We start from the raw sequence: 17,284 nt of genomic DNA, 5'->3' as shown, positions 1-17,284 counted from the left end.
ATCAGAGTTTCAGCAGATCGGCGACGTCGACCGAGGTCGAGCGGCGGGTGCGGAAGATCATCATGATGATCGCCAGGCCGACAACAACTTCCGCGGCGGCAACGACCATGGTGAAGAACGCGATCACCTGGCCATCGAGATTGCCGTGCATGCGGGCGAAGGTGACAAACGCGAGGTTGCAGGCATTGAGCATCAACTCGACACACATGAACACCACGACGGCGTTGCGGCGGACCAGAACACCGGCGGCCCCGATGGTGAACAGGAGCACCGAAACATAGAGGTAGTTCTCCGGATTCATGATCGGCGCTCCGTGTCGCGGATTGCGGGAGTCGGACCGGTCGGGTCGCGGGGAACGAGGACGTCGCTGACCGACAGGTCGGAATAGGAACCATCGGGTAGGCGCGCCGGCATGTCGACCGCATTGTGGCGGGCGTAGACACCGGGATTGGGCAGGGGTGTGGCGCGTTCACCGTCGCGGAACCGGTTGATGGACATCTGCCGCTGGGTTGCCTTGGGGACGAGTCGTTCCCGATGGGCGAGCACCATCGCGCCGAGGGTGGCGGTGATCAGTAACGCGCCGGTCAACTCGAATGCCCACAGGTATCGGATGAAGATGATCTCGGCCAAACCCTCGACGTTGCCACCCGCGTTGGCCTCCTCGACTCCGGCAAAGGCGGTCACCGAGGCGCTGCCGACACCGGCGATGATGAGGATCCCGAATCCGAGCCCGGCCACGATTGCTCCGAGGCGTTGTCCCCGAAGGGTTTCGACCAGTGAATCCGTCGAGTCGACTCCAACGAGCATGAGGACGAACAGAAAGAGCATCATCACCGCGCCGGTGTACACCACCACCTGCGCGACGCCGAGAAACATCGCACCCTGTGCGATGTAGAAGACGGCAAGGATGATCATGGTCATCGCCAGGAAGACCGCCGAGTACACCGCTTTGGCCGAGCACACCACGCCGAGGGCGCCGAGGACGGCGATCGTGCCGAGGATCCAGAACTGCACCGCCTCAGCGGTTGACGTCTCGGTCAGCGGCTGCGCGGCAAGTGTCGATGCGGACAACAGGCTGTTCACTGCGATTCTCCTTCGGGTCTCATCGGCGGGGCGTCACCGGGGCGTGCTCGGCGGCATCACCTCACCGATGACGTTGCCGCGGTAGTAGTCCTCGTCGGTGCTCCCGGGTGCCATCGCGTGGGGCGGTGGCGTCATACCGTCGGCGAGTGGGGCGAGCAGTTGGTCTTTGCCGTAGATCAGGTCGGCCCGGTTGTCGTCGGCCATCTCGTAGAAGTTGGTCATCGTCAGAGCGCGTGTCGGGCAGGCCTCGACGCACAACCCGCAGCCGATGCACCGCAGGTAATTGATCTGGTAGACAACGCCATAACGTTCGCCCGGTGAGTAACGGTCGTCTTCGGTGTTGTCGGCGCCCTCGACGTAGATCGCATCGGCCGGGCAGGCCCAGGCGCACAATTCGCAGCCGATGCACTTCTCCAGTCCGTCGGCGTACCGGTTGAGTTGGTGGCGCCCGTGATATCGGGCGGCCGTGGGATTCTTCACCTCGGGGTAGAGCTCGGTGTTGTTCTTCTTGAACATCGACAGGAAGGTCACACCGAAACCGGCCAGGGGCTCGAGTGGGTTACGCATCGCTGCTCTCCTTGATCGGTGGGACCGGGAATCCGCCCGCCATGGCATCGAACGGTTCTATACGTTCGACGAGTTCGGGTTCGGCGCGACGGCGGTCGCGCATGCCTCGGAAGACTCTCCACAGGACCGCGATCAGGGCCAGTGCGACAACCACCCCGGCCACGCTGATGACGGCGGTGGCGCTGCTGTATCCCTCGTTGCGGAGCGCGCGGACCGTGGCGACGACCATCACCCAGGCCAGGGAGACCGGGATGAGGATCTTCCAGCCCAGCGCCATGAACTGGTCATAGCGCAGCCGCGGCAGGGTGGCGCGCAGCCAGATGAAGAAGAACAGGAATCCCCAGACCTTGGCCACAAACCAGATCAACGGGAACCATCCCGAGTTGGCGCCATCCCAGATCGAAATCGGCCAGGGTGCATGCCATCCGCCGAAGAACAGGGTTGCCGCCAGCGCCGACACGGTGGCCATGTTGATGTATTCGGCGAGCATGAACATCGCAAAACGCAGCGACGAATACTCGGTGTGGAAGCCGCCGACGAGTTCACCCTCGGCCTCCGGGAGATCAAAAGGCGCACGGTTGGTCTCACCGACCATCGAGATCACGTAGACCACAAACGAGGGCAGCAGCAGAAAGACGTACCAGGTGCCGTCCTGCGCCGCGACGATGCCCGAGGTCGACATGGTCCCGGCGTCGAGGAAGACCGCGGCGAAGGTAAGGCCCATGGCGATCTCGTAGGAGATCACCTGCGCACTCGACCGCAGGCCGCCGAGGAGGGGATAGGTCGATCCGGACGACCAGCCGGCGAGCACGATCCCGTAGACCCCCACCGACGTGACCGCGAGGATGTACAGGACGGCCACCGACAGGTCGGTCAGCTGCAGTGGTGTCTGATGCCCGAAGATCGATACCTCGGGACCGAACGGGATGACCGCATACGCCATGATGGCCGGTACCACCGAGATGATCGGTGCGAGTAGATAAATCGGCTTGTCGACCCCGGCCGGGATGATCCCTTCCTTGAGTGCGAGTTTCACCCCGTCCGCCAGGCTTTGGAGCAAACCCATCGGACCCACCCGGTTCGGACCGACGCGGGTCTGCATCCAGGCCATCACCCTGCGCTCGGCGAGTATGCCGATCAGGACGGTCAGCAGGAGGAAGACGAAGATCGCCAGGGCCTTGATGACGATCAGCCACCACGCGTCGTGGCCGAAGGCGGACAGGTCGGTCATGAGCGTTCCACCCTGGCTGCCGGAGTGATCTGAACGGACTGTCCCACAGCCGGTCCCAGGGTCGAATACACCGAGCTGCCCGGGGAGTTCAGTGGCAGCCACACGACACGATCGGGCAGCTCGGTGATCTCCAGTGGCAGCGTGATGGATCCGCGCTCGGTGCTCACCGTGACCAATTCGTCGTCATGAACGCCGTTTTCGGCAGCGGTGGCCGCCGACAGCCGCACCACCGGACGCCGAGCGGTGCCTGCCAGGTGCGGTTCACCATCCTGCAGGCGCCCGGAGTCCAGCAACATTCGCCAGCCGGCCAGTACCGCTCGTCCCGGTGAGGTCTCGGGTACGCAGGCAGATGCTGTTGCAGAGTGTGTTTCGAAGGCGCCGTCCCAGGCCCCGAGCCGACCGAGTTCGTCGCGTGAACTGGCCGCGTCGGGAAGGTCGATGTCGCGGCCCATCTGGCGGGCGATCGCATCGAGGACTCGCTGATCGGGCATCGCGCCGTCACTGGGCAGGGCGGCTTCGAACGAGCGTGGACGTCCCTCCCAGTCCACGAACGTGCCACTCTTGCGAACCACGGGCGATACCGGGAACACAACGTCTGCGTGGTCGGTGACGTCGCTTTCCCGCATCTCGAGGCTCACCACAAACGGTGCGGCGACAAGCGCGGCCAGCGCCGCGTCGGGATCGGGCAGATCGGCGAGCTCCACACCGCCGACCACCAGCGCCTCGACATCCCCTGCTGCGACGGCCGAAAGGATTTCGGCGGTCTCGAGCCCCGGCGTAGGTGGCAACTCGGTACCCCAGATCTGGCGCACCTGGGCGCGTGCGATCCGGTCACGGACCGGTCGGCCACCGGGCAGGAGGTTACCGATCGCGCCGACCTCGAGTGCCCCCCGTTCACCCGCCCGTCGCGGTACCCAGCCGATCGATGCCCCGGTGGCGTCGGCGAGTGCGCCCACGGCGGTCAACGCTCCCGGAACCTGGGCCAGCCGCTCGCCGACCAGGATGACCGCGCCCGGCTCACGAAGTAGGTCGGAGCCCTGAAGTTGCTCCAGCGCAGCAGGTTCGCCGCCGGGCGCGACCTTGACCAGGCCGCCCGACATCTTCCTCAGGCCATTGCCGGCAAAGGGCGCGATCGAGATCACGGTCAGTCCACGTTTGCGGACCGCCTTGCGCAGGCGGAGGAAGATGATCGGCGATTCTTCTTCTGGTTCGAATCCCGCGAGCAGAACGGTCGGCGCCTTCTCGAGATCGGAATAGGTCAGGGCCATCGGGCGGCCGGCGATCCGGGAAGCCAGGAAGGACGCCTCTTCGGCCGAATGCGCCCGGCTTCGGAAGTCGACGTTGTTGGTGCCCAAAGCCGCTCGGGCGAACTTCGCGTATGCGTAGGCGTCCTCGGCGGTGACCCGGCCACCGACCAGTACCCCGGTTCGGGTACCTGCCGACTTCAGACCGGCCGCGGCAAGGGCAACAGCCTGCGGCCAGGATGCGGCAACCAGATTGCCCTCGGCGTCTCGGATCAGCGGCGTGGTGATCCGGTCCCGCGACGTCTCGTAGGTGAAGGCCCATCGACCCTTGTCGCAATTCCACTCTTCGTTGACCTCGGGGTCGTCGCCGGCCAGGCGTCGCAGCACCTTGCCCCGCCGGTGATCGGTGCGTTGAGCGCAGCCATCGGCGCAGTGCTCGCACACACTGGGGCTGGACACCAGATCAAAAGGGCGGGCCCGGAATCGGTATGCCGCCCCGGTCAGCGCGCCGACCGGGCAGATCTGCACGGTGTTGCCGGAGAAATACGATTCGAAGGGCGCATCTTCGGCGATCCCGACCTGTTGCTGGGCGCCACGTTCGAGGAAGTCGATGAACCGGTCACCGGCAACCTGATCTGAGAACCGCGTGCAGCGCGCACAGAGCACGCAACGTTCGCGGTCGAGAAGGACCTCCGATGACAACGGAATCGGTTTGGGGAACGTACGTTTGACGCCCTCGAACCGGGACTCGGCCGCCCCGCTCGACATGGCCTGGTTCTGCAGGGGGCACTCACCACCCTTGTCGCAGACCGGGCAATCGAGGGGATGGTTGATCAGCAGCAGCTCCATGACGCCGCGCTGCGCCTTTTCCGCAGCCGGGGATGTCAGTTGCGTCCGGACCACCATCCCGTCCGAGACCGTGGTGGTGCACGAGGCCAGGGGTTTACGTTGGCCCTCGACTTCGACAAGGCATTGTCGGCAGGCGCCCACCGGATCGAGGAGCGGGTGGTCACAGAATCGGGGGATCTGCACGCCGATCAGCTCCGCGGCGCGGATGACCAACGTGCCCTTGGGAACTTTGAGTTCGGTGCCGTCGATGGTGATCGCGACCAGATCGGTCACGGCCGACCCCGGGGCCGAATTGTTGGTCAGGGTCATGGGGCACCTACCTGGTCAAACAGCGTGGAGTCGGCCGGTTCGAACAGCGTGGACCTGGCCGGATCGAAAGGACATCGGCCACCGTGGACGTGTTCGATGTACTCGTCGCGGAAGTACTTGAGGGAGGACGTGATCGGGCTGGCTGCACCATCGCCGAGAGCGCAGAACGATTTTCCGAGGATGCTGTCGGAGATGTCGAGGAGCTTCTCCAGATCGGCGTCGGTGCCGGTGCCGTTCTCCAGGTCACGCAGAATCTGGACCAGCCAATACGTGCCCTCGCGGCACGGCGTGCACTTTCCGCAGGATTCGTGGGCGTAGAACTCGGTCCATCGCAGTACCGCTCGGACCACGCAGGTGGTGTCGTCGAAGATCTGTAATGCCTTGGTACCCAGCATCGAACCGGCCGCGCCGACGCCTTCGTAATCGAGGGCGACGTCGAGGTGCTCGGCGGTGAAGAGGGGCGTCGAAGAACCGCCAGGTGTCCAGAACTTGAGTTGGTGGCCGGTCCGGACGCCGCCCGCGTAGTCGAGCAGTTCACGCAGTGTGATGCCCAGTGGGGCCTCGTACTGGCCAGGGGTGGTGACGTGGCCGGACAGCGAGTACAGGGTGAAACCGGGTGACTTCTCTGTGCCCATGCTCTGGAACCAATCGTTGCCGCGCAGGATGATCGGCGGAACGCTGGCGATCGACTCGACATTGTTCACAACGGTGGGGCTGGCGTAGAGACCGGCAACCGCCGGAAACGGGGGACGCAGACGAGGCTGGCCGCGTCGGCCTTCGAGGGAGTCGAGCAGTGCGGTTTCCTCACCGCAGATGTACGCTCCGGCCCCGGCGTGGACCACCAGTTCCAGGTCGAATCCGGACCCGAGGATATCGCTGCCGAGGAGTCCGGCCTCATAGGCCTCGGCGACCGCGGTCTGTAGGCGCCGCAGCACCGGAATCACCTCCCCACGAACGTAGATGAACGCGTGCGAGGCCCGAATCGCATACGCCGCGATGATGATGCCCTCGATCAACACATGGGGTGTGGCCAGCAGCAGGGGTATGTCTTTGCAGGTTCCGGGTTCGGATTCGTCGGCGTTGACCACGAGGTAGTGCGGTTTGCCGTCCCCCTGGGGGATGAACGACCACTTCATCCCGGTCGGGAATCCGGCGCCACCGCGCCCGCGCAGGCCCGAGGCCTTCACCGTCGCGATGAGCTCGTCGGGGTCCATCGCCAAGGCTTTGCTCAGTGCCTCATAGCCCTCGTGGCTACGGTAGGCGTCGAGGGTCCAGGATCGGGGCTCGTCCCAGTAACGGGACAGCACTGGTGTCAAAGGCATCTCAGCTCGCCTTTCCGGGAGACACGTCTGCAGACGGTGCCGGTGCAGGCTTGTCGGCCGTCGACTCCGCGGCCGCCTGTTCGTCATCGGGGCCTGCGACCTCGTCAGAAGCCGTGGCCTCCTCCGGAGCCTGCATGTCGCGTTCTTTGGCGATGCGATGCCCGGCCAGCGTCGGAGCACCAGGTTCGGCCGCATCCGAGGACCCCTCGCGAGGGTCGGCGAACCCGGCCAGGATCCGGGCGGTTTGGCGGAAGGTGCACAGTGGGGCACCGCGACTGGGTGTCACCGGATCACCCCGGCGCAGTGCGTCCACCAGGTCGCGACCGGATCCGGGTGTTTGATTGTCGAAGAACTCCCAGTTCACCATCACCACCGGCGCGTAGTCGCAGGCCGCGTTGCATTCGATGTGTTCCAGCGTGATCGAGCCGTCGGGAGTGGTCTGGCCGACCTCCACTCCGAGGTGTTCGTGCAGATCGGCCAGGATCTGATCACCGCCCATCACGGCGCACAACGTGTTGGTGCAGACCCCGACGAGATAGTCGCCGGTCTCTTCGCGCCGATACATCGAGTAGAAGGTGGACACCGCCGTGACCTCGGCGGGTGTGAGACCGAGTTGGTCTGCGCAGAAACCGATTCCGGCCGGTGTGATGTATCCGTCCACGCTCTGCACGAGATGGAGCAACGGAAGCAGAGCCGACCGCGCGCTGGGATACCTGGCGATGATCTGTATCGCGTCACCGGTCAGGCGAGCGGCCACATCGTCCGGGTATCGCCGGGATTCGGCGGCCACATCGCGCGGTGTACCGAAGTCGATGAAGACCGGTTCGGCGCTCATCGGTCCACACCCCCCATCACGGGGTCGATCCCGGCCACGGCGGCGATCACGTCGGAGATCATCCCGCCCTCGCACATCGCGGCCACCGCTTGGAGATTCGTGAACGACGGATCCCGGAAGTGAACCCGATAGGGGCGGGTGCCACCGTCGGAAACCATGTGGACGCCGAGTTCGCCGCGCGGAGATTCGACCGGGATATAGACCTGCCCCGGTGGGATCCGCATCCCTTCGGTGACGAGTTTGAAGTGGTGGATCAGACCTTCCATGGACGATCCCATGATCTCGGAGATGTGTTTCGGGGAGTTCCCCAGACCGTCGTCCCCGACGGTGAGCTCGGCTGGCCAAGCAATTTTCTTGTCCTCCACCATGATCGGTCCGGGACGAAGCCGGTCGAGACACTGCTCGACGATCTTGAGTGACTCCTTCATCTCCTTGACCCGGATCTGGTAGCGGCCGTACGAGTCGCAGGCGGTATCGGTGATGACGTCGAAGTCGTAGTTCTCGTAGCCGCAGTACGGAGAGGACCGACGCAGATCATGGGCCAGTCCCGTGGCCCGCAAGATCGGTCCGGTGACACCCAGCGCCATGCATCCGGTGAGGTCGAGATAGCCGACGCCTCGGGTTCGGGCCTTCCAGATGTAGTTCTCGCTCAACAGATCTTCCATGTCGCGCAGGCGCCCGGGTAGCACGCGGAGCACCTCGCGGACTTTCTCGACGGCCCCGTCGGGTAGGTCCTGGGAGAGTCCGCCGGGCCGGATATAGGCGTGGTTCATCCGCAGACCGGTGATCATCTCGAAGACGTCGAGGATCAATTCCCGTTCCCGGAATCCGAAGAGCATTGCGGTCACCGCGCCGAGTTCCATGCCGCCGGTCGCGAGCGCCACCAGATGGGACGAGACCCGGTTGAGTTCCATCAGCATCACCCGAATGACGTTGACCCGCTCTGGGATCGCGTCGGTGATATCGAGAAGCTTCTCGACCCCGAGGCAGTAGGCCGTCTCGTTGAAGAACGGGGCCAGATAGTCCATCCGGGTGACAAACGTGACGCCCTGGGTCCAGTTGCGGAATTCGAGGTTCTTCTCGATGCCCGTGTGCAGGTAGCCGATACCGCAGCGGGCTTCGATCACGGTTTCGCCTTCGAGCACGAGGATCAGACGCAGCACCCCATGGGTCGACGGATGCTGCGGTCCCATGTTGACGACGATCCGCTCCTCGCCCGCGCCGGTGGCGGCGCTGACAACCTCGTCCCAATCCTGTCCGGTCGCGTTGTACGTGGTCATCAGTTATACGACCTCCGCTGGTCGGGCGGTGCGATGCGAGCACCCTTGAACTCGACCGGGATACCTCCGAGTGGATAGTCCTTGCGTTGCGGATGGCCCTCCCAGTCGTCAGGCATCTGGATCCTGGTCAACGCCGGATGGCCGTCGAACACGATCCCGAAGAAGTCGTAGGTTTCCCGTTCATGCCAGTCGCACGTCGGATAGATCGCATACAGGGACGGGATGTGCGGATCCGCGTCCGGCGCAGCCACTTCCATACGGATGCGGCGGTTGTGGGTGATCGACAACAGCGGATAGACGGCATGGAGTTCGCGATCGGTCTCGTCGGGGTAGTGCACACCGCTGACACCGAGACACAGTTCGAACCTCAGACCGGGCTCGTCGCGGAGCGCACCGGCAATTGCCGGTAGATGTTCGCGGCGCACGTGGATGGTCAGTTCGTCGCGGAACACCACGACCTTCTCGATGGCCTCGTCGGCATCGGGTCCTCCCCGTGCGGCCAGAGCCCGGCCGAGTTGGTCGACAACGTCGTCGAAGTAGCCCCCGTATGGCCGGGATGTGCGCTCGGGCATGAAGATCGGGCTGACCAGACGGCCGTACCCGGAGGTGTCACCACTGCCACTCGCGCCGAACAGGCCGCGACGGGTGCCGATCACCTCGCGTCCGGAGTCCTTCTCTGGTGTCGGGGGAGTCATCGCAGCAACCCCTTCATCTCGATGGTCGGGGTGGCCGACAGCGCGGCCTGTTCGGCTGCGCGGATCGCTTCGTCGCGATTGACACCGAGCGGCATCTCCTGGATCTTCTCGTGCAGCTTGAGGATTGCGTGCAGCAGCATCTCGGGCCGCGGGGGACACCCGGGTAGGTAGATGTCGACAGGGACAACATGGTCGACGCCCTGGACGATGGCGTAGTTGTTGAACATTCCGCCCGATGATGCACAAACACCCATGGCAAGAACCCATTTCGGCTCCGCCATCTGGTCGTAGATCTGGCGGAGAACCGGCGCCATCTTCTGACTGACCCGGCCTGCGACGATCATCAGGTCGGCTTGGCGGGGCGAGGCGCGGAAGGCCTCCATCCCGAAGCGGGCGATGTCGAAACGTCCACCGCTGGTGGCCATCATCTCGATGGCGCAGCAGGCCAAACCGAATGTGGCCGGCCACAGTGAGCCCTTACGCATGTACCCGGCCAGGCCCTCGACCGTGCTCAGCAGGAATCCGCTGGGGAGCTTTTCTTCAAGACCCATGATGGACACTCTCTTTCGGGCAGCGTGCTCGGTTCGAGCCGATCAGTCCCAACTCAGTCCGCCGCGCCTCCATTCGTAGGCGTACGCCACCGAGACATTGAAGATGAACAGCGCCATCGCAATCAGGCCGAACACGCCGAGCGAGTCGAAGTAGACCGCCCACGGATACAGGAACACGATCTCGATGTCGAAGATGATGAACAGCATTGCGGTCAGGTAGTACTTCACCGGGATGCGCTGCCTGGTAACACTTCCCGAATCGATGTCGGTTCCCAAGCCGCCCAGTGGATTTGGGATCGGTTCGATGCCGCACTCGTACGCCTCCAGTTTGGCGCGATTGTATCGGCGGGGGCCGACGACACCCGCGAGAACAGCTGACCCGACCGCGAATGCCACTGCGATCAGGCCGAGTACAAATATCGGCACATACAGGTTCACGTGTGCGTGTTGCTCCTTCCCAGCGAGTGGTTGCGGAGTGGGCGGCGACGCTCGGACAGGGCCGATTCGCAAGGTCGATGTTCGTGCTCGGATCACCCAGGGGGCCGTGTGTGATCTGAAACACACACTACCGTCGGCCGGGTCTGCGGCGACACCGTTACGGGCTGGGACGGCCGTGCTGATTTGTAATCGCAGTTATCTGGATCGCTCATAAAAAGCCGGACAGCGTGAACTGTGGAAACGGGAACGATGAGAGGTCAAAAGATGGGTCTACGGGCGCGAACGCAGTACCGCAACCACGGCTTTCGTGAGCGCAAAGGGGTCGATCGGGCGGGAAACCACGGCCTCGGCCTGCGACCACGACGCCAGCCATCGATCTTCCGCACGGCCGGTGAGCAAGATGATCGGCGGGCAGTCGACGATCTCGTCTTTCAGCTGCCGCGCGATACCCATCCCGCCTGCCGGAGCCGCCTCTCCGTCGAGGATCACCAGGTCGATGCTCCCGGCGTCCATCTCGCGGATCACACCGGGGCCGGTGGCCACCTCCACGTAGAGGAAGGGGTCGAGGCCGTCGGGCGGGAAGTCGCCGAGGGCAGCGATGATCTGCCTGCGGGTGCTCGCGTCGTCGCTGTAGACGAGGACACGTTTGGCGTCCAGGCGATTGTTGGTGCGTACCGGTGTTTCGGTCACGGGGCCGATGCTACTCGTCGGGGAGCCTGTGGATTTGGTCAATGAACAATAGGTTTCGGCGACTTCGGTCCGTCGCCTCCGGGGCCGGGTGCATCTGCATCCGCGTCGGCCGCAGGCGGTTTGGATCGTTTCGTCGGCCACCAGAATGCGCTCCTCTGCAACACCGAGAGTCCGGGGACCAATATCGGCGCCATCACCAGAGAGGCCAGCAGTACACCGATTGCCACGCCGGTCCCGAGTTCTCTCAGATTGTCCAGCCCGGTGAGGATCAGTGAGGCGAAGGTCAACGCGAGGATGGTGCCGGCTGCGGCGGCCGTGGGTCCGCTGCCCGCGATGGCGATCCTGGCGGCCTCGGCAGGTCGATGGCCGTTCAAGAACTCTTCTCGGATGCGTTCGCTCAGCAGGATGTTGTAATCGGTCCCGATGGCCACCACGAACAGATAGAGGACGATCGGGGTGGTGAAGTCGATCCCGTCGAGTCCGGCGGCGAACAGGAAGACGATGACAACCGCTCCGAGGGTGGCACCGAACGTGAGACCCACGCAGACAAGCAGGTTGAGTGGTGCGAGCACGGATAGCAGCAGCAACCCGAGAATGAGGCCCACGATCACCACGGCCACCGGGAAGACCCGTTTGCTATCCGAATCGAGTTGCGAGCGGACGTCCGCGAGTGTCGCCGACTCGCCCCCGACGAGCACATCGGCATCGGGGATCGAGCTCTGGGCGGCCTTGTTGAGTGGACCTTTGACGAGATCGAGTGCCCCGGATGTATAGGGTCCGTCGACCAGGATGACATCCATCACCGCTGCCGTGCCGTCCGTACTGATTCTGGGTTCCGACACCGATGCCACACCGGGGACCTTGCTGAGATTGCTGCTGAGCGTGGCCAAGTCGTCCTGTGGAACCGGCCCTTCGGTCTCGACGTACACCTGAGTGGGGCTGAGTGCGCCTTGGGGGAAAGATGCGGAGAGGGTGTCGTAGGCCTCGAGAGAGGGGGTGTCGGTGGGCATTTCGTTGAGCGTGTCGTACGTCGATTTGTATGACGGCGCGAAAATCGTCAACACGATCAGCCCGGCGGCGACGATCACCACCACAATTGCCGGGCGGTGTCCGACAAATCGACTGATGGGACCATAGGGCGACCGCTTCGACTCGGTGCCCGGACCCAGCGGCCAGAACAGATACTTGCCCAGCAGGGCGCAGATTGCGGGTATCAATGTCAGGGCTGTCATCAGCATGAGCGCCACGGCGATGATCAGCCCGGGTGCAAGCGAATTCAACAAGCCGAGCCTGGCCAGGAACAGGGCGGCGAACGCGCCGATCACGGTGATGGCGGATGAGGCGACCACCCGTCCGATCACCCTGGTGGACTGGAGTAGTGCGTCATGGTGGTTGGCGCCCTGCCGCAGATGTTCCCGATATCGGAAGAGCAGGAACACGATGTAGTCGGTACCAACTCCGAAGAGAACCACCAGCAATATGGCATCGAGGGTGTTGGGAACCTTGAAGTCGAACAGATCGGCGGCAAAGGCGGTCACGCCGCGAACCGCAAGGTAGACGATGCCGATCACGACGATGGGTACCACCGCGATGATCGGGCTGCGGAAGACCAGGCCCAGGGTGAGCACGATGACGATGACGGTCGCGATGGTGATGATGTTCTCGGCATTGTCGTATGCCGAGTCGGTGTCGACCAGGATCGAGGCGTTGCCCGTCAGGCCGGCCCGAAGGCCGGTGCCATCGAGTGCCTTACGGGCGGCTTCGCGCACCTTTGGCACCGCGTTATCGACGTTGTCGGCGCCTGCCTGGCCGGCAAAGGACACTTGCAGGACGGCCACTTTTCCATCCGGCGAGAAGGACTCTTCGCTGCCGGTGACCGCGGTGACGCCCGGAATCTTCTCGTTCTGCAACGTGGCGGCGAGTCCGAGGGCGGTCTGCTGATCCGTGGTCGACAGTGGCGCACCATCGGTCCGTGAGATCACCAGCGTGCCGGTGGCGCCTGCGGAGGCGGGAAAGTATTCGTCGGCAAGTTCTTGCGCCTTCACCGACTGGAACGATTTGGGAAGGAAATCCTGATTGTTACCGCTGGTGTGGTCCCCAAGGCTGGGCGAGAACACGATAATGAGCAACGCGATGACGGCCCAACCCGCGATGACTCGCCACGGGTGACCGACAACGACGCGTGCGATGAATGCAAACATTCGAATCCTGTTCGCTGACAACGTGTCTGTGTTCTAGGACGGTCGTTTGTTGCCGCCTGTAGGGACGACCCGCCGCGCGGTGCGACGTCGCATCAGAGCTGGCCAATTTTAACGCGATTGCAATTGGCAAGTGTGCTAACCGGATATTCGGCTGCACGCGGATAGGCACGAGGAAAAGGGGAATATCGCCTCGTGGATAGGATCGCGTGATGACTGCCGAAAACGATGTCGTACTTGCCCGGACCGAGGGACATGTCACCACTTGGACGCTGAACCTGCCAGAGAGCCGCAACCCGATCTCCGGGGATGAGGTGGTTGACCGGATGGTCGAGTTGGTGCAGATCGCGAACACCGATCCGCAGACACGCGTGGTGATCCTCACCGGTGCGGGCAGTGCGTTCTCGGCGGGCGGCAATGTCAAGGACATGGTCGATCGCAACGGCATGTTCGGCGGAAAGCCGCACCAGATCTTTCAGGGCTACCGGCGTGGGATCCAGCGTCTGGCACGCGCGGTGTACACGTGCGAGGTGCCGATCATCGCGGCTGTCAACGGCCCGGCGGTTGGCGCGGGTTGCGACCTGACGCTGATGTGCGACATGCGCGTCGCCTCCACGAAGGCATTCTTCGCGGAGAGTTTCGTCAAGCTCGGGATCATCCCGGGTGACGGTGGCGCGTGGCTGTTGCCGCGGGCCGTCGGTGCCGCGCGGGCCGCCGAGATGGCGTTCACCGGCGATCGCGTCGATGCCGCGACGGCGTTGGACTGGGGGTTGGTCTCGCGGGTCGTCGAGCCCGAGGATCTGCTGGCCACCGCCCGGGAACTCGCCGAGCGGGTCGCCGTGAACCCGCCGCATGCGCTGCGGGCCACGAAGCGGTTACTGCGCGAATCGGGCAGGCAGGACTTCGACGGATTCCTGGAACTGTCCGCGGCCCTTCAGGCCCTTTCGCATCCGACCGAGGATCATCGGGAAGCTCTGGCCGCCTTCAACGAACGTCGCGTGGGGGACTTCACCGGAGAATGACCCCCCACGCGCAAGGGATGTGGGGCGGCTCAGACCAATTCGATGATGGTCGCGTTGGCCATGCCGCCACCCTCGCACATCGACTGCAGACCGAACTGAATCCCGTTGTCGCGCATGCGGTGGATCATGGTCGTCATCAGGCGCGCGCCCGATCCGCCGAGCGGATGGCCCAGCGCCATCGCGCCACCTTCGGGATTGAGCAGTTTGTAGTCGGCACCCGTGGCACGCAGCCATCCGAGTGATACCGAGGCGAAGGCCTCGTTGATCTCGAAGGTCCCGATGTCGTTGATCGACATCCCGGCGCGCGCCAAAACCTTTGCCGTGGCCGGGATCGGGCCCTTGAGCATGGTGATCGGATCAGCGCCGACCACGGCCACCGAATGCACGCGTGCCAGCGGCGTCCAACCATTGGCCGCCGCGATCTCGCTGGTGGTCACCAAAAGTGCCGCTGACCCATCGGAGATCTGCGAGGCATTACCCGCCGATACGACGCCGTCTTCCTTGAACGGGGTCTTGAGCGCACCGAGCTTTTCGAGCGTGCCGCCACGGCGGACACCTTCGTCGGTGGTCACCATCGTGGTGGCCCCGTCGTCATCCGTCACCGTGATCGGTGCGATCTGGTCGGTGAAACGGCCATCGTCGATGGCGGTGGCCGCGCGCTCGTGTGAGTCGAGGGCGTGCTGGTCGAGATCGGTACGGCTGAGCCCGAATTCGTCGGCGATCATCTCCGCGCCGATGCCCTGATTGAACGCGAAGTCATACCGTGCGCGGACCATCGGGCCGTACGGCTCACCGTGGAGTCCACCGGCACGCGTGGCCCCCATGACAACCCGCGACATCGATTCGACGCCACCGGCGACGGCGATGTCGTAGTGGCCGGCGACGACACCGGCTGCCGCGAGGTGAACGGCCTGCTGCGACGAGCCGCACTGGCGATCGACGGTGAAACCGGGAACCTCTTCGGGCCATCCGGCAGCCAGCAGTGCGTACCGGCCGATACACGCGGCCTGCTCGCCGACCTGCGAGACACAACCCCAGATCACGTCGTCGACAGTGGCGGGGTCGAGGTTGTTGCGGGCGGCCAGGGCTTGGAGAACCTGGGCCGACAGGTCGACCGGATGGACTCCGGCCAGTCCGCCGTTCCTTTTGCCCACCGGGCTGCGGACGGCATCGACGATCACTGCATCACGCATCTGCGCTTGTCTCCTGAGTTGAGGGTGTTCTTGATGGATGAACGAAGTTGGCTAGATACCAAGGGATTTCGCAATGATGGTCTTCATGACCTCGCTGGTTCCGCCGTAGATGCGCGAGACACGGGTGTCGGCGTAGAGGCGGGCGATAGGGTACTCGGTGACGTATCCGTAGCCGCCGTGCAGCTGCAGGCACTTGTCGATGACCCGGCCGGCGCCCTCGGTGCAGAAGAGCTTGGCTTTCGCGGCGTCGGGCACGCTGAGTTGTCGCTGGTCGTGCAATTCGAGTGCATGGTCGGCCATCAAAACGATGGCATCGACGTCGGTGGCGCACTCGGCCAGAACGAACTTGGAGTTCTGGAACGACGCCAACGGCTTACCGAAGATGGTGCGTTCCTTGACGTAGTTGATGCCGTGTTGCAGGGCTGCCTGGGCGGAGGCCGAAGCCTGCAGTGCGATGGTCAGGCGCTCTTGGGCGAGATTATGGGTGAGGTAGTTGAAGCCCTCGCCCTCCTCACCGAGGCGATCGGTGACCGGCACCCGGACGTTGTCGAATGACAGCTCGGCGGTGTCGGAGGCCTTCAGTCCGATTTTCTCGAGCTTGCGGCCAACCGAGAAACCTTCGGACGTGGTGTCGACACACAGGATGGTCAGCCCGGACCGCCGGTTCTCCGAGGTGCTGGACGCGGTACGGCAGACGACCAGGATGAGGTCGGCGAGTGCGCCGCCGGTGATGAAGGTCTTGGAACCGCTCAGGGTGTAGTACTCGCCGTCCTCGGACAGCTTGGCAGTGGTGGCGATGTTGGCCAGGTCAGATCCGGTCCCCGGCTCGGTCATCGCGATGGCGGTCATGATCTCGCCGGAGATGAAACCGGGAAGCCAGCGCTTCTTCTGCTCCTCGGTCGCGTATTCGACCAGGTACGGCAGGATCAGGTTGGAGTGCACCGAGTATGAGCCGAACGTGACGCCGGCGCGGGCTGCCTCCTCGGTGACGATCGCGGTGAACTTGAAAGAGTCCGAGCCGCCGCCACCGAACTCCTCGGGGGCCTCGATGCCAAGGATGCCCAGCTCACCGAGTCGGTTGTAGAACTCCCGGGGTGGATGACCCTGCACCTCCCACTCGTGGTGCACCGGAACGACCTCGCGATTGATGAAATCGCGAATCACCTTGCGAAAAGCTTCATGCTCTTCGTTGAACACTGTCCGAAGCACGGTGCCTCCATCCCCAGATGCCTGTGCTCCGGGAGATCCGAGCGCACACAGCGGCGAATTCGAACATAGAGCACCTGGGGATGGAGCGATAGGGCTAAGTGAACGGTCAGCCCAGCGGGATCTGCATGGTCCCGTCGTTGAAGCAACCGGTCAGCGTCTGGAAGTCACCCGCGAAGCCGGGGCCATCTGTGCAGGTAACACGGTTGACTCCGTCAACGGTGACCTGGCCACCGGGGCCGGCGATACCGATCGCGAGACCCGGATTCACGCCTTCCATGTTTACCTCTGCTCCTGGACCGATGGCGATGGCGGCAGGTCCGGCGAAGTTGTCTCCGGTTACATAGGCCTTACCACCGTCAAGCGTGATGGCCAGGGTCAATCCGGTCGGCCCGGAAGCGGCCGTGCAGTCCTCGGCTGTGGCTGATTGCCCAGGTAGGGCCGGACAGATGGACACCGGAGCGGCGGATGCCCCCGGTGCCGCGGCAAACGCCAATGCCGCGCTACCTGCGACAGCGGCGAGAACACCTGTGGTCGTGCGCGCAATTCGATTCATGGAAATACTCCTCAT

At 64.0% G+C, this 17,284-nt stretch carries 17 protein-coding genes; 1 reads left to right on the top strand and 16 read right to left on the bottom strand.

The annotated features are described in order from the left end of the window. Position 1 precedes the first annotated feature (1 nt). The 13 genes from nuoK to AC1TPF_RS01255 all read right to left on the bottom strand — a co-directional run bounded on the left by nuoK (position 2) and on the right by AC1TPF_RS01255 (position 13,295). The gene (nuoK, locus tag AC1TPF_RS01315) at positions 2 to 301 is read right to left on the bottom strand and encodes an NADH-quinone oxidoreductase subunit NuoK (RefSeq protein WP_482136971.1); all 300 of its coding nucleotides are present in this window, start codon (positions 299 to 301) and stop codon (positions 2 to 4) included. Then, positions 298 to 1,074 carry an NADH-quinone oxidoreductase subunit J gene (locus tag AC1TPF_RS01310; RefSeq protein WP_482143985.1) on the bottom strand — a complete coding sequence of 259 codons (777 nt, stop codon included), beginning with the start codon at positions 1,072 to 1,074 and terminating at the stop codon, positions 298 to 300. Before AC1TPF_RS01310 ends, nuoK begins: the two co-directional genes overlap by 4 nt. 42 nt (positions 1,075 to 1,116) lie before the next feature. Then, entirely contained in the window at positions 1,117 to 1,698 is a 582-nt protein-coding gene (gene nuoI, locus AC1TPF_RS01305; RefSeq protein WP_482136972.1) for an NADH-quinone oxidoreductase subunit NuoI, read from the bottom strand. Continuing rightward, the gene (nuoH, locus tag AC1TPF_RS01300; RefSeq protein WP_482136973.1) at positions 1,643 to 2,881 is read right to left on the bottom strand and encodes an NADH-quinone oxidoreductase subunit NuoH; all 1,239 of its coding nucleotides are present in this window, start codon (positions 2,879 to 2,881) and stop codon (positions 1,643 to 1,645) included. The genes nuoI and nuoH overlap by 56 nt, the downstream gene beginning before the upstream one ends. Next, positions 2,878 to 5,283 carry an NADH-quinone oxidoreductase subunit G gene (locus AC1TPF_RS01295; protein ID WP_482142313.1) on the bottom strand — a complete coding sequence of 802 codons (2,406 nt, stop codon included), beginning with the start codon at positions 5,281 to 5,283 and terminating at the stop codon, positions 2,878 to 2,880. The genes nuoH and AC1TPF_RS01295 overlap by 4 nt, the downstream gene beginning before the upstream one ends. After that, positions 5,280 to 6,605, bottom strand: a complete 1,326-nt coding sequence (nuoF, locus tag AC1TPF_RS01290) for an NADH-quinone oxidoreductase subunit NuoF (protein ID WP_482142311.1) — start codon at positions 6,603 to 6,605, stop codon at positions 5,280 to 5,282. Before nuoF ends, AC1TPF_RS01295 begins: the two co-directional genes overlap by 4 nt. 1 nt (position 6,606) lies before the next feature. Further along, positions 6,607 to 7,440 (bottom strand): NADH-quinone oxidoreductase subunit NuoE, encoded by an 834-nt coding sequence (gene nuoE, locus AC1TPF_RS01285; protein ID WP_482142310.1) that lies wholly within the window; start codon positions 7,438 to 7,440, stop codon positions 6,607 to 6,609. Further along, positions 7,437 to 8,720, bottom strand: a complete 1,284-nt coding sequence (nuoD, locus tag AC1TPF_RS01280) for an NADH dehydrogenase (quinone) subunit D (RefSeq protein ID WP_482136977.1) — start codon at positions 8,718 to 8,720, stop codon at positions 7,437 to 7,439. Before nuoD ends, nuoE begins: the two co-directional genes overlap by 4 nt. Then, on the bottom strand, positions 8,720 to 9,415 hold the full coding sequence (locus AC1TPF_RS01275) for an NADH-quinone oxidoreductase subunit C (protein ID WP_482136978.1): 696 nt from the start codon (positions 9,413 to 9,415) through the stop codon (positions 8,720 to 8,722). Before AC1TPF_RS01275 ends, nuoD begins: the two co-directional genes overlap by 1 nt. Beyond that, complete coding sequence (locus tag AC1TPF_RS01270) at positions 9,412 to 9,966, bottom strand: NuoB/complex I 20 kDa subunit family protein (RefSeq protein ID WP_482136979.1); 555 nt, start codon at positions 9,964 to 9,966, stop codon at positions 9,412 to 9,414. Before AC1TPF_RS01270 ends, AC1TPF_RS01275 begins: the two co-directional genes overlap by 4 nt. Before the next feature lie 42 nt (positions 9,967 to 10,008). Then, positions 10,009 to 10,404: an NADH-quinone oxidoreductase subunit A gene (locus tag AC1TPF_RS01265; protein WP_482136980.1), complete on the bottom strand. Its 396-nt coding sequence runs from the start codon at positions 10,402 to 10,404 to the stop codon at positions 10,009 to 10,011. Positions 10,405 to 10,674: 270 nt separating this feature from the next. Beyond that, entirely contained in the window at positions 10,675 to 11,094 is a 420-nt protein-coding gene (locus tag AC1TPF_RS01260) for a hypothetical protein (RefSeq protein WP_482136981.1), read from the bottom strand. Positions 11,095 to 11,132: 38 nt separating this feature from the next. Then, a complete protein-coding gene (locus tag AC1TPF_RS01255) occupies positions 11,133 to 13,295 on the bottom strand; it encodes an MMPL family transporter (protein WP_482142308.1) in 2,163 nt (720 codons plus the stop codon). Positions 13,296 to 13,504: 209 nt separating this feature from the next. Here AC1TPF_RS01255 and AC1TPF_RS01250 point away from each other — a divergent pair, with 209 nt between their 5' ends. Continuing rightward, positions 13,505 to 14,314 (top strand): crotonase/enoyl-CoA hydratase family protein, encoded by an 810-nt coding sequence (locus AC1TPF_RS01250; RefSeq protein WP_482136983.1) that lies wholly within the window; start codon positions 13,505 to 13,507, stop codon positions 14,312 to 14,314. Between the two features lie 29 nt (positions 14,315 to 14,343). Here AC1TPF_RS01250 and AC1TPF_RS01245 read toward each other — a convergent pair whose 3' ends face one another. The 3 genes from AC1TPF_RS01245 to AC1TPF_RS01235 form a co-directional block, all read right to left on the bottom strand. Continuing rightward, positions 14,344 to 15,507: a thiolase family protein gene (locus AC1TPF_RS01245; RefSeq protein WP_482142306.1), complete on the bottom strand. Its 1,164-nt coding sequence runs from the start codon at positions 15,505 to 15,507 to the stop codon at positions 14,344 to 14,346. Positions 15,508 to 15,558: 51 nt separating this feature from the next. Next, positions 15,559 to 16,716 carry an acyl-CoA dehydrogenase family protein gene (locus tag AC1TPF_RS01240; RefSeq protein WP_482136985.1) on the bottom strand — a complete coding sequence of 386 codons (1,158 nt, stop codon included), beginning with the start codon at positions 16,714 to 16,716 and terminating at the stop codon, positions 15,559 to 15,561. A 106-nt stretch (positions 16,717 to 16,822) separates the two neighbouring features. Next, the gene (locus AC1TPF_RS01235) at positions 16,823 to 17,269 is read right to left on the bottom strand and encodes a hypothetical protein (RefSeq protein ID WP_482136986.1); all 447 of its coding nucleotides are present in this window, start codon (positions 17,267 to 17,269) and stop codon (positions 16,823 to 16,825) included. Between the last annotated feature and the right edge of the window lie 15 nt (positions 17,270 to 17,284).

The organism is Williamsia sp. Y853 (genome assembly GCF_056786495.1).
The sequence above is the reverse complement of the archived record's forward strand: the minus strand, read 5'-3'. Positions and strand labels throughout refer to the sequence as shown.

Bases quoted from the DNA above. Each gene is read 5' to 3' on its own strand.
- AC1TPF_RS01275 (WP_482136978.1), bottom strand. From the start codon at position 9,415: ATGACTCCCCCGACACCAGAGAAGGACTCCGGACGCGAGGTGATCGGC.
- AC1TPF_RS01295 (WP_482142313.1), bottom strand. From the start codon at position 5,283: ATGACCCTGACCAACAATTCGGCCCCGGGGTCGGCCGTGACCGATCTG.
- nuoK (WP_482136971.1), bottom strand. From the start codon at position 301: ATGAATCCGGAGAACTACCTCTATGTTTCGGTGCTCCTGTTCACCATC.
- AC1TPF_RS01255 (WP_482142308.1), bottom strand. From the start codon at position 13,295: ATGTTTGCATTCATCGCACGCGTCGTTGTCGGTCACCCGTGGCGAGTC.
- nuoD (WP_482136977.1), bottom strand. From the start codon at position 8,720: ATGACCACGTACAACGCGACCGGACAGGATTGGGACGAGGTTGTCAGC.
- AC1TPF_RS01270 (WP_482136979.1), bottom strand. From the start codon at position 9,966: ATGGGTCTTGAAGAAAAGCTCCCCAGCGGATTCCTGCTGAGCACGGTC.
- nuoF (WP_482142311.1), bottom strand. From the start codon at position 6,605: ATGCCTTTGACACCAGTGCTGTCCCGTTACTGGGACGAGCCCCGATCC.
- AC1TPF_RS01250 (WP_482136983.1), top strand. From the start codon at position 13,505: ATGACTGCCGAAAACGATGTCGTACTTGCCCGGACCGAGGGACATGTC.
- AC1TPF_RS01245 (WP_482142306.1), bottom strand. From the start codon at position 15,507: ATGCGTGATGCAGTGATCGTCGATGCCGTCCGCAGCCCGGTGGGCAAA.
- nuoH (WP_482136973.1), bottom strand. From the start codon at position 2,881: ATGACCGACCTGTCCGCCTTCGGCCACGACGCGTGGTGGCTGATCGTC.
- nuoE (WP_482142310.1), bottom strand. From the start codon at position 7,440: ATGAGCGCCGAACCGGTCTTCATCGACTTCGGTACACCGCGCGATGTG.
- nuoI (WP_482136972.1), bottom strand. From the start codon at position 1,698: ATGCCATGGCGGGCGGATTCCCGGTCCCACCGATCAAGGAGAGCAGCG.
- AC1TPF_RS01235 (WP_482136986.1), bottom strand. From the start codon at position 17,269: ATGAATCGAATTGCGCGCACGACCACAGGTGTTCTCGCCGCTGTCGCA.